Source organism: Pseudomonas sp. B21-012 (assembly GCF_024749305.1).
Classification (GTDB): domain Bacteria; phylum Pseudomonadota; class Gammaproteobacteria; order Pseudomonadales; family Pseudomonadaceae; genus Aquipseudomonas.
In genome coordinates this window covers 3,266,958-3,280,189 of sequence record NZ_CP087197.1, presented here as the reverse complement: position 1 = coordinate 3,280,189, position 13,232 = coordinate 3,266,958, and the positions used below count along the sequence as shown (strand labels likewise).

8 protein-coding genes are annotated in these 13,232 nt (G+C 58.6%); 6 read left to right on the top strand and 2 right to left on the bottom strand.

Translation table 11 applies throughout. The features are described 5' to 3' along the window. Window positions 1-89 precede the first annotated feature (89 nt). The 5 genes from LOY37_RS14985 (at window position 90) to LOY37_RS14965 (ending at window position 9,354) form a co-directional block, all read left to right on the top strand. Complete coding sequence (locus tag LOY37_RS14985; protein WP_408980658.1) at window positions 90-2,183, top strand: TonB-dependent siderophore receptor; 2,094 nt, start codon at window positions 90-92, stop codon at window positions 2,181-2,183. Beyond that, entirely contained in the window at window positions 2,183-2,464 is a 282-nt protein-coding gene (locus LOY37_RS14980) for a hypothetical protein (RefSeq protein WP_258715112.1), read from the top strand. Before LOY37_RS14985 ends, LOY37_RS14980 begins: the two co-directional genes overlap by 1 nt. After that, complete coding sequence (locus tag LOY37_RS14975) at window positions 2,461-3,963, top strand: PepSY domain-containing protein (RefSeq protein ID WP_258715111.1); 1,503 nt, start codon at window positions 2,461-2,463, stop codon at window positions 3,961-3,963. Before LOY37_RS14980 ends, LOY37_RS14975 begins: the two co-directional genes overlap by 4 nt. A 12-nt stretch (window positions 3,964-3,975) precedes the next feature. Next, window positions 3,976-5,193, top strand: coding sequence for a RhtX/FptX family siderophore transporter (locus LOY37_RS14970; protein WP_213604270.1), 1,218 nt, complete (start codon window positions 3,976-3,978; stop codon window positions 5,191-5,193). 324 nt (window positions 5,194-5,517) lie between these two features. Beyond that, a complete protein-coding gene (locus tag LOY37_RS14965; protein ID WP_258715110.1) occupies window positions 5,518-9,354 on the top strand; it encodes a hypothetical protein in 3,837 nt (1,278 codons plus the stop codon). Between the two features lie 445 nt (window positions 9,355-9,799). Here LOY37_RS14965 and LOY37_RS14960 read toward each other — a convergent pair whose 3' ends face one another. Together LOY37_RS14960 and LOY37_RS14955 are read right to left on the bottom strand one after the other, a co-directional pair. Beyond that, complete coding sequence (locus LOY37_RS14960) at window positions 9,800-10,912, bottom strand: hypothetical protein (protein ID WP_258715109.1); 1,113 nt, start codon at window positions 10,910-10,912, stop codon at window positions 9,800-9,802. An 816-nt stretch (window positions 10,913-11,728) separates the two neighbouring features. Then, window positions 11,729-12,349 (bottom strand): hypothetical protein, encoded by a 621-nt coding sequence (locus LOY37_RS14955; protein WP_258715108.1) that lies wholly within the window; start codon window positions 12,347-12,349, stop codon window positions 11,729-11,731. Between the two features lie 164 nt (window positions 12,350-12,513). Here LOY37_RS14955 and LOY37_RS14950 point away from each other — a divergent pair, with 164 nt between their 5' ends. Further along, entirely contained in the window at window positions 12,514-13,227 is a 714-nt protein-coding gene (locus tag LOY37_RS14950) for a tellurite resistance TerB family protein (protein WP_258715107.1), read from the top strand. Window positions 13,228-13,232 lie beyond the last annotated feature (5 nt).

The following is a 13,232-nucleotide window of genomic DNA, read 5'->3' as shown; positions in this document are numbered from 1 at the left end:
ATTATTATCGAAATTGGGGCGGGGCAATGTTACATCAGGGAGTCAAAAAGGCAGGACGGAGTGGGCAACGCAGCCGGGCGCACTTGGGGATGGTCCTGGTACTGGGCCTGAATCCGCTGGCGCTGGCGATTGCTGCAGAGAACGGCAACGGCACGCTGCAACTGGGCAACATCGAGATCACCGGCAAGGACAGCGCCAGCAGCGTGACCGCACCCGGTGTCACCACCATCGGCAAGATGCCGCTCAAGCTGCGCGAGACGCCGCAGTCGGTGAGTGTGATCGACCATGAACGCATCGAGCAGCAGAACCTGTTCAGCCTCGATGAGGTGATGCAGCAAGCCACTGGCGTCACCGTGCAGCCGTTCCAGCTGCTGACCACCGCTTATTACGTGCGTGGCTTCAAGGTCAACTCGTTCGAACTCGACGGCGTGCCGGCCTTGCTCGGCGACACCGCCAGCTCACCGCAGGACATGGCGGTGTACGAACGGGTCGAGATCCTGCGGGGCTCCAATGGCTTGCTGCACGGCAGTGGCAACCCGGCGGCCACGGTCAACCTGGTGCGCAAGCGCCCGCAAAAGGAGTTTGCCGCCAGCACCACCTTGAGCGGCGGCAGTTGGGACCGTTACCGCGGCGAGGTCGATGTCGGCGGGCCGTTGACCGAGTCTGGCAATGTGCGCGGGCGCATGGTCGCCGCCTACGAGGACCGCGACTACTTCTACGACATCGGCAAGCAAGACACCCAGTTGCTGTACGGCATCAGCGAATTCGACCTGAGCCCGGACACCCTGCTGACCCTGGGCGCGCAGTACCAGACCATCGACTCGGTGACCAACATGGCTGGCGTGCCGATGGCCAAGGACGGCTCGAGCCTGAACCTGCCGCGCTCCACTTACCTGGATGTCGACTGGGACCGCTTCAAGTGGACCACGCGGCGGGTGTTCGGCTCGCTCGAGCAGCAACTGGACTACGGCTGGAAAGCCAAGGTCGCCGCCGAATACCAGGACGCCGACTCCAGCCTGCGTTATGCCGGCGCCTACGGTGCAATTGACCCCGTCACCGGTGACGGCGGCCGTCTGATGGGCGCGGCGTACAAGTTCGAAAGCACCCAGAAGAGCGTCGATGCCTCGGTCAACGGGCCGTTCTCGCTGTTCGGTCGCAGTCATGAACTGCTGCTGGGCAGCAACTACAGCCAGGGGGAAACCGAGCAGCGCACGGCGGACTTCACTACGCCGTTGAACGTGCCGGTCAACGTCTATCGCTGGGACCCGCACAGCGTGCCCAAGCCGGGTATCGGCGCCTACACTTCGCCGGGCTCGACCACCACCACCTCCAAGGGTGTCTACGCGCTGACCCGCTACAAGCTGCTCGATCCGCTGACCCTGGTGGTCGGTGCCCGGGCCAGCTGGTGGGACCAGGATGCGCCGGGCGATCACTTCAAACCCGGGCGCGAGATCACCCCGTACGGCGGGCTGATCTGGGACTTCGCCCAGGACTGGTCGTGGTACGCCAGTTATGCCGAGGTGTTCCAGCCGCAGACCGGGCAGACCTGGAGCGGCGACCTGCTCAAGCCGGTGGAAGGCAAGACCTACGAGACCGGGGTCAAGGGCGAGTTGCTGGATGGCCGCCTGAACGTGTCGCTGGCGGCGTTCCGCATCGACCTGGAGAACAATCCGCAGGTCGACCCGGAACACCCCGGCGCCGGCCCCAACACCTACTACATCAGCGGCGGCAAGGTGCGCAGCCAGGGCTTCGAGCTGGAAAGCACCGGCTATATCACCCCGGACTGGAGCCTGTTCGCCGGCTACACCTACACCACCACCGAATACCTCAAGGACACCCGCAGCAACTCCGGCGAGCGCTATGCCGAGTTCACCCCGCGGCACATGCTGCGGTTGTGGAGCCAGTACGAGCTGCCTTGGCAGGAGCGGCGCTGGAGCGTCGGTGCCGGGGTGCAGGCGCAGAGTGATTTCTCGGCGCAGTCGGGCGCCGTATCGATGCAGCAGGGCGGTTATGCGTTGCTCAATGCACGGGTTGCCTATCGCATTGACGAGCACTGGACGGCCTCGCTCAACGGCAACAACCTGGCCGACCGCAAGTATTACCAGAGCCTTTCCAACCCCAACTGGAACAACCGCTACGGGGAGCCGCGCAGCCTCAACATGACCTTGCGAGGCACGTTCTGATGGCAGCCCCGGGCCTTGGGCCATGGCCGCTGCGCATCAGCCTGGCGCTGGCTGGCAGCGTGCTCAGCAGCCTGCAACTGGCGGCGCTGCTGGCCCGCCACTACCCCTTGGGCGACGGGCTTGAGCGGCTTTATGCGGCGATCTTTCTCGGCCTGGGGTTTCTCGTCACGGTGCTGTTGTGGGCGCTGCTGGCGCCGGACTGCAAGCGCGTGGTCTACCGCTCCAGCGCCTGGTTGCTGCTGTTCAGCCCTTGCCTGGCATGGGCAGGAGCCGGGTCATGATGGGCGCACCGCGGGCGCTGGTGCAGCGCGTGCATGCCGGTGCCGGCGGGGTGTTCGGCGTGCTGCTGTTGGTGATTCTGCTCAGCGGCGCCTGGAGCATGGCCCATGAGGACCTGCGCAGCTGGTTTCGCGGTCCGGCAGCCTTGGCGCCAGGGCCGCTGTTGCCCTTGGCGCAATGGCTGCCGGTGGCCAGCCGCCACGGCCTGGCGCCCGAGGCGTTGCAGATTCGCCTGCCCGACGGCGAGCGCGCGGTGGTCGAGCTGTGCGCGCCTGCCAAGCCGTGCAACCTGGCCCTGGACCCGGCCACTGGCCGGGAGCTGGAAACGGAGAACGCCGCCGATATCCTCTTCAACCTGCACAAGAGCCTGTTTGCCGGCTTCCCCGGGCGGGTGCTGATCAGCCTGCTGGGGGTGGCGCTGTTGCTGATGATCTGGGCCGGCAGCGCGCTGCACAGCGGCCGCTTGCAGGACCTTACGCGCTTGCGCCGTGACCGTGGCCCGCGGCTGCTGGCCCACGACCTGCACAGCCTGATCGGCCGCTGGGCCGGGCCGTGGCTGCTGTTGTTCGGGGTTACCGGGGCGATGTCCGGCCTTGGCGCCCTGGGTACCCTGACCCTGGCCGGGCAGGCGTTTCCCGGGGCCCCGCAACAGGCGTTCATGCAGCTGCTGGGCGCACCACCGCAGGTCGATCCGCAAGCGGCGCCGGCCCAGCCCTTCGATCTCGATCAACTGCTGAGCAACGACGCGGCGGCGCACCCGGGCTTCACCGCCCAGAGCGTCACCCTGCATCACTGGGGCGAGCCCGGAGCCTGGCTGGAAGTGGCCGGCATCGAGTCCGGCCTGCCCAGCACCGCAGTGTTCGAACGCCATGCCTACCGCGGCGATGACGGCCGGCCGCTGGCCTCCAGCAGTGCCAGTGGCCGAGGTTTCTGGCTGCAGGCGTTTATCGCGGTGCAGCCGCTGCACTTTGCCGATTATCGCTGGCTACCCCACGCCGGGCCGCTGTTGCGCGTCGTGCATTTCAGCATGGCCCTGGGCGCCGCAGTGCTGGTGCTCAGCGGCCTGTACCTGTGGCTGGAGCGCCGGCGGCTGAAGGGCGGGGCAGGCTGGCAAGTGCTGCTGCGCCTGGTGGTCGGGGTCGGCGGCGGGCTGCTGGCGGCCAGCGCCGTGCTGCTGTGCGCCGGGGCGCTGGCCAACCTCGGGCTGTTGCCGCGCGGTTCACTGACGGCGTGGTTCTGGGGCTGCTGGATCGCCAGCCTGCTGCTGGCCGCGCTGATGCAGCCGCAGCGCCAACCGCTACGCCTGCTGTTGAGCGTGGCCGGCCTGGCCTTCCTGAGTGCTGGCGCCTTGCACCTGGCTGGCAGCCTGGTGCACGCCAACCTGAGCCTATGGCCGATTGACCTGGTGCTGTTGCTCGTGGGCGCCAGTGCCCTGTGGGCGGTGCGCCGCCTGACTGTTTTTTCGCGTACGGCACGGGCTGCCGACGCCAACGCTATCTGAATGGAGACTCGCATGCTGGATCTGTTGAAACACTGGCGCATGGTGCTGACCTTCGCCCTGTTGTACCTGTCCCAGGGCATTTGCTTCGGCATCGCCATGGACGCCTTGCCAACCCTGCTGCGCCACGACGGCGCGGCCCTCGATGCCCTGGCCTTCCTGCCATTGGTGGGCCTGCCGTGGGTGGTGAAGTTCATCTGGGCGCCGCAGGTCGACAACCACTGGAGCCCGCGCCTGGGGCGGCGGCGCAGTTGGATCATACCGATGCAGATCCTTGTGCTGCTGTGCCTGGTGACCCTGGCGAGCATCGGCTTGAGTGTCGATACCGCCGGCTGGGCCGTGGGCCTGCTGATCCTCGCTTCGTTCGCCAGCGCCACCCAGGACATCGCCACCGACGGCATGGCCGCCGAGTATTTCAGCGACAACATGCTCGCGCGGATCAACGCCATCCAGGTCGGCGGCACCATGTTCGGCTTCTTCGTCGGCGGCGCCGGGGCGCTGCTGCTCAGTGGCCACTTCGGGCAAACCACGGCCTTCGGCCTGTTGGCCCTGGTGCCCTTGGCGAGCCTGTGCTGCGTAGCCTGGCTGCATGTGGCACCGGCGAAAGAGAAACAACCCGACGTCGCCCACGCCAGCCTGTTGCGCTTCATCAAGCGCCCCGGGGCGCTGTCGCTGGTGGTGCTGGCATTGCTCTCGGCGATGACCGCGGTGTCTGGCTTCGGCCTGTCGAAACTGTTCCTAAACGATGCTGGCTGGTCGTTGCAGGCCATCGGCCAACTGGGCATGAGCGGCGGCGTGGTGACCATCGTGCTCGGTTGCGGCGGCGGTGCCTGGCTGATCCGTGTGCTGGGCTTGTGGCCGGCGTTCATGCTGGCGGTGGCCATGGCCGGGGTGGCGGCGCTGGTCTGGCTGCTGCAGGCAAGCGGGCTAGTGGCGCCCCGGGTCGAGTTGATCTGGCTGGCGGTGGGGCTGGGCTCGTTTGCCACCGGCGCGACCTCGGTGGCAATCATGACCGCCTCGATGGCGTTTGCCGGGCAAAGCGACCAGGCCGGCACCGACATGACCGCCGTGCAAAGCACCCGCGACCTTGGCGAAATGCTGTCGTCCTCGCTGTTGCTGGGGCTGACCGCGCAGGTCGGTTACAGCGGCGGGTTCCTCACCGGGGCGCTGATGGCGGTGGTGGCGCTGCTGGTGGCGTTGAATTTGGCGCGGTATCGGGTTATTGCGCAGTAGGGGGATCGTCCGCTCGAACGGCGATTAGACGGTGGGAGCGGGCTTGCCCCGCGATAGGGTCATGGCTGCGTGATAGACAATGCCCATGGCCCGGATCGCGGGGCAAGCCCGCTCCCACTTGACCGTCATGCATCGGCGGCTGAGGGTTGAACTAATGGCCGCTATCGACCCGAAGCTGCCTTTGGCGGCGGGCAGCTCATGGCCAGAAGGGGACAGTCGACCAATTAAGCCGAGGCGGTTAGAGTTGCGGGCAGAAGGCCTGCTGACGATAACTCCAGTCTGAGGAAACGAGCAGCAGGTCGACAGCCATTTAAAGGACTGCTAATGAGCGTTGTGGATTCACGATACGAAAGGTTGAGCCCGCGTATTGGGTTGCTCCAAGATGAAGTCGTACTTGCCCAAGCATGGAAGAAAACCCACACTTTCATAAGACGGCATAACTGGTATGCGGATGTGTTGGAGCTTGATGCTTCTGCCGTATGCCTGGCTGATAATTTAAGTCTTTGGTCAAAGTCGATCTCATCCGGGGAGTACCAGACTGCTCCTGCCTGGCTCGTGCCCGCACCGAAAAACGGCCTTTGGGGCTTTCGTGAGAACGAAGAAGGTGGCTGGGGGCCTCGGAAGAGCGGAAATGATGACGAGCCTGTACTGCGCCCACTTGCTCACATCGGGATCAAGGAACAGACCGTTGCTACCGCAGTTATGTTGTGCCTTGCGGACTGTATCGAGACGGCTCAAGGCGACACGTCGCAGGATGCGCTAGCGGCCTCGAAATCCAAAGTGTTTAGCTACGGCAACCGGCTTTTTTGCTCATGGTCGAAAGATCATTCCGCTGCAACATTCTCATGGGGTAATTCCAATACTTACAGCCGCTATTTTCAGGACTACCAACGTTTCGTGCAGAGGCCGGTAGTTTTGGCTAAGCATGCTGAAGCTGAAGGTGAAGAAAACATTTTCATCGTGAGCTTGGATCTGAGCGCATTTTTCGACAGCATCGATGTGGATCTACTCATCGAGCGAATGCGTGATGAATATGCGCGCTTCGTAGGGGCCACTGATGAGGAGTATCTTGACTCTGATGAAGCATTTTGGACGGTTACCCGCGCGGCTCTAAAATTCGACTGGCGAATTGAAGAGCAACCGCTTGCAAAATTATTTCGAGACCAACAGCTCCCATTAGGCCTCCCTCAAGGCTTAGTCGGAAGTGGTTTTTTTGCAAACGCATATCTTTTGAAATTTGATCGCATGGTAGGCGAATTTATCGGTAGGCGGCCTCAAAAGAGATCTTTCCGAATTCACGACTACTGCCGATACGTAGATGACATCAGATTGGTTGTATCAGTAGACAAGGAGGAGGGAGAGTTTGTCGATCCAGCGCAATTAGGTAGTGAAATCAGCGACTGGGCGCAACGCCTGTTAAAGAAACATACCGCCCCGAAGGATAACCCTGATGCGTATTTGAGAATCAACGAGCGTAAAACTCAGCTTGAACCACTTATCGAAGTAGGTGGCGAATCCGGCACGGCTGCGCGGATGAAAACTTTTCAGAAACAGTTGAGTGGCCCATTCGATGTGGATTCACTGCGTCAGTTGGAGTCAGGCCTGAACGGCTTGCTTTCATTAGCTGAACTCAGCCTTGTTGAAGACGAATCTTCTCCACTGCTGACCCAAGGCCTTCAATTGGCATCAGTTGCAAAGCTAAAGCTCGAAGTGCGTGACGACACGTTGACTAGGTTTTCAGCGTACAGACTCGTTCGCTCATTGAGAATGCGTCGGAGCATGACTGATCTAACAGAGTCTACCGACGGAAAAGACCCCAAGATTGATCTTATCCAAGACTATCAGGCTGTTGCCCGTAGGCTGGTGTCCGCATGGGCTGTCAACCCCTCCTTGGTTCAGGTGCTCAGGTATGCACTAGACCTCTATCCGAGCACTGATCTCCTCGAACCTATAGAGCAAGCTCTGATGAGCAAAATTGATCAGGTAACGTCGACCGGTGAGTTTGGGAAACGTGTTGCTTGGTACGTGCTCGCTGACCTTTTTAAAGCGGGCGCGACAGAAACTGGGAAGGAGGCAGAAAGCGACTCAGCTTTGGGCGTTGCCGATGTAGGGAGCTACCGCGTTGCGCTTTCGATTTTGGCGAAGAAAATTATCGAGAGAAAAGATTCGCCATGGTATGTCCAACAGCAGGCCACGCTCCTATTGGCTTCTCAGCGTCAAGCCGCATCGTTGTCAAAAAGTGTCGAGGAACTACGTTTTTATCGAGTGCTCAGTTCGTATGTGAGATTTCGACCTCTAGAAGATGAGGTATCGGCGCAAGAGCAAATCGTCGTTTCACTTGTAGGGCATCAGTTACTCAACGATATACCTCACTATGAAAAATGGTTCATACGTTTTTGTGAGAATCGAGATAGAGTCGTGGTCGGCAGGGCGTGGCAGGCAATCGCAGAAACCTCTTCAGAGTTGTTTATATCTTTGCTGGAATCCCCCCGCAGTGGAATGTCTGATGCAATAACCAAAATTCCGAGGTATCTAACCCGCTACTCAGCCGCTAGATGGGATAAGGGCACCGATTTTCTTCCCGCGCGCAAATGGCTGCCGCTGTTAACGGTGATCACTCATCCTTCCGAATTATTCGCACAGGAAAACGCTCTTCTCGTGCTAGCCCGCGCCTTGGGACGCAATAAAACGATTCGAAGCTTTGATCCCGAGATTCTTACTCTTTTGAACGTTGAAGTTCGAAGCGACGACTGGGATAAATTAAATAATCCCAGACTAGCAAATCTTGATGCCAGGGCGATCGAGCACATAAAAACCACGGGAGGGTATTATGACACGCCGTCTTGGTGTCGCCCTGAGGAAGCTTGGAAATACGCCTTTGGTCGCCTCCTTCGCGCTGCCGCTACGGGAGAGCCCGACTTTACAGTTCGTCATTGGCTGACGCGCGAAGACTCTGGTTGGTATTTAGGGATTCGCAGCACTTGGCATAAACGCCGGCTGGGCATGCTCCATTCTGCTGAAGGTTTGCGTGGAACCACTGCTGCTATAACTCCATGGTTCTCAGAGCTTCTTCTTAATCTGCTCCGATGGCCTGGTATAGCTGAACGAGACCAAGTTGAATCAGTAAATATTCGCACGCGTACCGACTTTTTGAAGACCATCGAAAAACGCATCGACGAGCAGACCTTGATCTTCGGAGAGAGCAGTAATCTGCCAATTTATAGGTATCCCTTTGAGTGGCGTCTGAACGAAAAGCGTGGCTTGCGGGTGGTGATGGTCCAAGGACTGATGCCGATGCAGACCCATTTTGATCGAGGACTTGAAGGACTTGATGACCCAGGGTACAGAGAACGGCACCGGAACCACACGGCGGCGCTATTGCATTTAACGACCAAACACCTTGCTGCACGTGACTACGTTTTGGGACGTTCAGAAAAGCCACAATTCGATCTGGTCGTGTTCCCTGAATTGAGCATCCATGTCGACGATCAGGATTTAATGCGCGCGTTCTCAGACGCCACGGGTGCAATGTTGTTCTACGGGCTACTTGGGGCAGCGGACCGTGGCGGGAAGCCCATTAACGCGGCAAGGTGGCTAGTACCCCAAATGAGAGCGCAAGGGCGCTCGTGGGTTCAGGTAGATCAGGGGAAGTTCCACCTCACGCCAGGGGAGAAAATTCTGGGGATTAACTCATGGCGCCCCTACCAGGTAGTGATCGAGCTTCGCGATCCGTCAAGTTCTACATTAAGCCCATACCGCTTAACTGGGTCGATATGCTTCGATGCAACTGACCTAGCCCTCGCGGCAGACCTCAGGGATGAAAGCCACATGTATGTGGTATCTGCAATGAACAAAGACGTGAAGACGTTTGACGGGATGGTCGCAGCCCTGCGTTATCACATGTACCAGCACATTCTGATCGCCAATATTGGTGAATATGGCGGCTCGACGGCCCAAGCCCCATACGATCAAGAACACCGGCGTCTCATCTCCCATTCTCACGGTAGTGAGCAACTTGCAGTTTCAGTTTTCGATGTCCGCATGGAAGATTTTGGTCCAGAACTACAAGCAGCGGGTCCTGGAACCAAAAAACTCAAGGAGGTTACTGAAAGGATTGGCAAAACCCCCCCTGCTGGTTTGAAGCGCAAGTCAACTATGTAATTGTAGATCGCGAGCGGTGTCCAGAGAGGTTCACAGGTATGCCAGGTGCGCGTACAGACCCGCCCCAGTCCACGATGAGGCCATGGAAGGCTTACATTCTCTCCACCGTTTTTGCTGGGGCGGACAATCCACGAATATTCCCGAGCAGCCGCGTCGGACGACATTTGGTTCAATCTTGGTTCTCGCGGACGTCTGCTATGGGTGGGTAGCAGCCAATTGGGACTGACCGCCATCGACCCAAAGCAGCCCTTCAGGAAGGACGGGAATCGGCCAGAAGCGGACAGTAATCCCAACAATCCCCATCTCGCTGACCTACGTTTCGCTAATTGCGTACTTCCCCGCAATACCAATCTTTTGCCTCGGCAGCCTGGATACGAACTTTTCGAGATGAGACTGAGCGGAGATTTATAAGGATCGATTCTAAAAAAAACTGCGCGCAAAAAAATCAACTAATTTGGATGGCTTTTATTTCTATATCACCATCATACCCCCAAAAAAATGAAATCTCACGGGATGCTCGCTCTTTTACTTCGAGCGAACGGGCAATCTCCAAAAACTCCAGTCTGCTTGATGATATCTCAACTACAGGATTGCGAGACTCAACAGAGATGTTTATTCGCAACTTCAAAGGTATAGAAGGCAGAGCCTTGCGGCGCGCACAGTCCCAAATATAGCTTTCCAGTGCGGCATTAAATTCTTGCGAGTGAACTGCCAGCTTGCGTGGATCGAATATGGCCTCATGTCGAAATTCATTTTCTTTTTCAACAAAAAACTCAACATTTAGCTCATGAAGCCTTGTGAGGCGCGACACATCTTCCTCGAATTTCTTTTTTGTAAGATAAATGATCCTAGAGTCGTGATCGAGATTGTCTATTTTGTAACTGGCCATGGATACTTGCTCTGAGATTTCGACCGCATCGACATCTGTGCCATCGCTAAAATCAAAGGCTACAAAATCGCCTTCAGTCAAAGATATCAAGTTAAACTGCTTAATTTCACGAGCATCTCCGTGGTGCTGATTCGATATTTCGTATGCCTGAGCTTTGATCAGTTGCATGGTTGCGCTATGCATGTCGCTATCATGAAGTTTTCCTTTCTCCAGCGGGATTTGCTGATGTGCAAATACGTCATATTGGGGCGCGCCAAACCAACTCGATAGCCCGTTCTTTGCCATAAAATCACAAAACTTTCTCTGCCAACCCCAACCATCAAGAGCATAATTTACTGGGGGGTACTTTGAAGAGATCATGGCTGGAAATAAATTTATTTGGTTTCCATATTCTGGAAAAGACCTGCGCAAGAATCCCCAAACGGAAGATTTTGATTTTTTGCAGCTTATTAAAAGAACCGTCTTTACATTGAATCTACCAGCGCTCTTTAGCTTGAAAGCCACGATATCCATTTCCCGAGGCTTCTTATCATCTGAATCGATATAGTAATAATTGGTCCTTACAGTCCAGCCTTCCCTTCGTAAAAGCGAAGACGCCCAGTGCTCAAGTGGGAATCCTGACTCTTTGATCTGGCCTACAAATTTATTAAGCTGTTCATTTGATACCATACCCAATCCTCCTTAGCCAATTTCCGAGAGTTAATTGTATTCCATTTGCGTAAAAATTTAAAACGCCACATGCCTCGCCCATGCAAAACAACACGCTTACGAAATAGCCACGTCGACAAGACCCTCTGCAATTCGGAAAGTGCAGATAAATATGATCTCCAAAAAATTACCATTGCTAACTTCTAGTATTATAATGTCAAAACGACAACCCTCATAGAGCGAAGCAACTCGATGCTGGAAGAGGCGACGGGAGCCGCTAAAAAGGATAGTTTTACATTCCGGGCTGACAGCTCGCTTCTGGCCGGGATCGGATGGAACCAGTCGGCACCACGCCTATGTAAAGGCCTCCTGACTCGACACAGGCCACCTGGTGCTACCTGAGGTTAGTCCCAAGGCTACGGCTATCGTTACTAAACTTAGTCGTTGGGATGGGAGGCCCATGCACAAAAGAGCCGACGGCATCGCCTGACCTACCGAGACTCATTAAGGATGTTCTGGCGGAGCTGGGATATGACGCGGAGGCCGCAGCGGAGGCCGCAGCAGTGGCCGAGTGAGTTCGCCGCCCGTGTATCGAACTGCCGATTGAGGACGAGTTCTCAGTAGTGTGCGCCTGGCTCGGGAAGTGCCAACAACCGTCCCCTTCTGGCCGATTGCCGACCTCGGCGAAGGACCGCTTTGGGTCGAAAACGGCCTTTCGCGAGAGCCAGCAAACAGCGGTGGCTTCAACCGCAGGTGCCTTCGAAACTTGCTTCGATTCTCCGACCGGCCTTGATTCCGCACACCGCCAAAGCCTTGCACGCCTTAGAGCGCTGCACGCTATTTACCCTGTTTGTTGCCAGATTGCGCAACCGGCACCGAGGATTGCCCCGCGATTCGCTTGACCAGCGCCGCATGACTGCTGGCTTGGTCGCTGCGGGAAATGACCTGGATGACCGCCATGCGCTCGCCGGAGCCTGCGATAAAGGTGCTGTTCAAGGTTTTGCCGCCGCCCAGGGTCGCCGTGCTGTCGATTTGTCGCACGCCAAGGCCGTTGCGGTTCAGGCGCGCTTCGCCGGTTTGTCGAAAGTCCGGCAGCCCGGCACTCTGGCGTTCGACGAAACCGCTGACGGCGCCGTCGAGGAAGGCGTCGTCGTTGTCACCTGGGCGCGACGCTTCGGGGAGCGGTTTTTCGACCACCATGACCACGCGCTTTTCCTGCGCATTGGCATACAGGGTGCCCACGGCGCCGGCGCCTTCGCTGCTCTGTTCGTCGGCGCTCAAGGGGCTGGCGATGAAGCCTGCCGGCAGGGTGAAGCTGAACTTGCCGCCGAGCACCGCGACCTTTACTTCAGCTTTCGCCTGGCTGCCGGCTTTGCTCGCGGCATGCAGATTCGGTAGCGCCAACAGGCCGACAACGGCCAGGGTCAGCGTCAGGGCGGTTTTGTGGAAAATCGTCATACAGCCTCTCGTGGGGCGCGGGGCAGGGCGGGGTGGATATGCTCACATAAACCTGCATGCTCGGTAAGCCCCGGCTTTGCCGTCGGCCAGACGGTCATGGCAGATCGCCTTGCGGGGGCTATCGTTGCTTGTCTAAACAGCAACTACCGACCGAGGGCGGTGCTATGAACACCAGCGATCTACTCGAACAGCTGCTTCGCGCCGGGCAGGGTTCGCAAGCGCAACAAGGGAGCAGCGGCAGGTCCGTGCAAGACGGCCTGGGCGGTCTGGGCGGCTTGCTGGGCGGGCTGCTTGGCGGCGGCAGTGCATCGGCGGGCGGTGCTGGCCTGGGTGGTCTACTGGGCGGGCTGTTGGGGGGCAGCGCGGGTGGCGCTAGCCAGGGGCGCTCCGCCGGAGGCACCAATTACGCCGCCCTGGCGTCGTTGGGCATGATGGCGTTCCAGGCCTATCAAAGCTGGCAGCGCAGCCAGGCGGCGGCCCCGCAACAGGCGCTGCGTACGGTCGATCAATTGTCCGGCGCCGAGGCCGAGGGCCACAGTCATGCAATCTTGCGCGCGCTGATTGCGGCAGCCAAGGCTGACGGTCGTATCGATGAGCAAGAACAAGCGTTGATTTGCGCTGAAATCAAACGTCACACCAACGACCCGCAACTGCAGCAATGGCTGGATGAGGAAGTCAGCAAGCCACTGGATGCTGGCGAGGTGGCGCAGTCGGCCCAGGACCCAGGCATGGCAGCGGAAATGTACCTGGCCAGCGTAATGCTGGTGGATGACCAGCAGGACGCAGAGCGGGCCTACCTTGACGAACTGGCCGGCGCGCTGCAGATCGATCCGGCCTTGCAGGTGCATCTGGAACAGCAGGCCAAGGGAAACGCCTGACGCCG

Excerpts from the sequence above, each read along its gene's own strand:
- LOY37_RS14955 (WP_258715108.1), bottom strand. The coding sequence starts at position 12,349 with ATGACGATTTTCCACAAAACCGCCCTGACGCTGACCCTGGCCGTTGTC.
- LOY37_RS14980 (WP_258715112.1), top strand. The coding sequence starts at position 2,183 with ATGGCAGCCCCGGGCCTTGGGCCATGGCCGCTGCGCATCAGCCTGGCG.
- LOY37_RS14975 (WP_258715111.1), top strand. The coding sequence starts at position 2,461 with ATGATGGGCGCACCGCGGGCGCTGGTGCAGCGCGTGCATGCCGGTGCC.
- LOY37_RS14970 (WP_213604270.1), top strand. The coding sequence starts at position 3,976 with ATGCTGGATCTGTTGAAACACTGGCGCATGGTGCTGACCTTCGCCCTG.
- LOY37_RS14960 (WP_258715109.1), bottom strand. The coding sequence starts at position 10,912 with ATGGTATCAAATGAACAGCTTAATAAATTTGTAGGCCAGATCAAAGAG.
- LOY37_RS14985 (WP_408980658.1), top strand. The coding sequence starts at position 90 with ATGGTCCTGGTACTGGGCCTGAATCCGCTGGCGCTGGCGATTGCTGCA.
- LOY37_RS14950 (WP_258715107.1), top strand. The coding sequence starts at position 12,514 with ATGAACACCAGCGATCTACTCGAACAGCTGCTTCGCGCCGGGCAGGGT.
- LOY37_RS14965 (WP_258715110.1), top strand. The coding sequence starts at position 5,518 with ATGAGCGTTGTGGATTCACGATACGAAAGGTTGAGCCCGCGTATTGGG.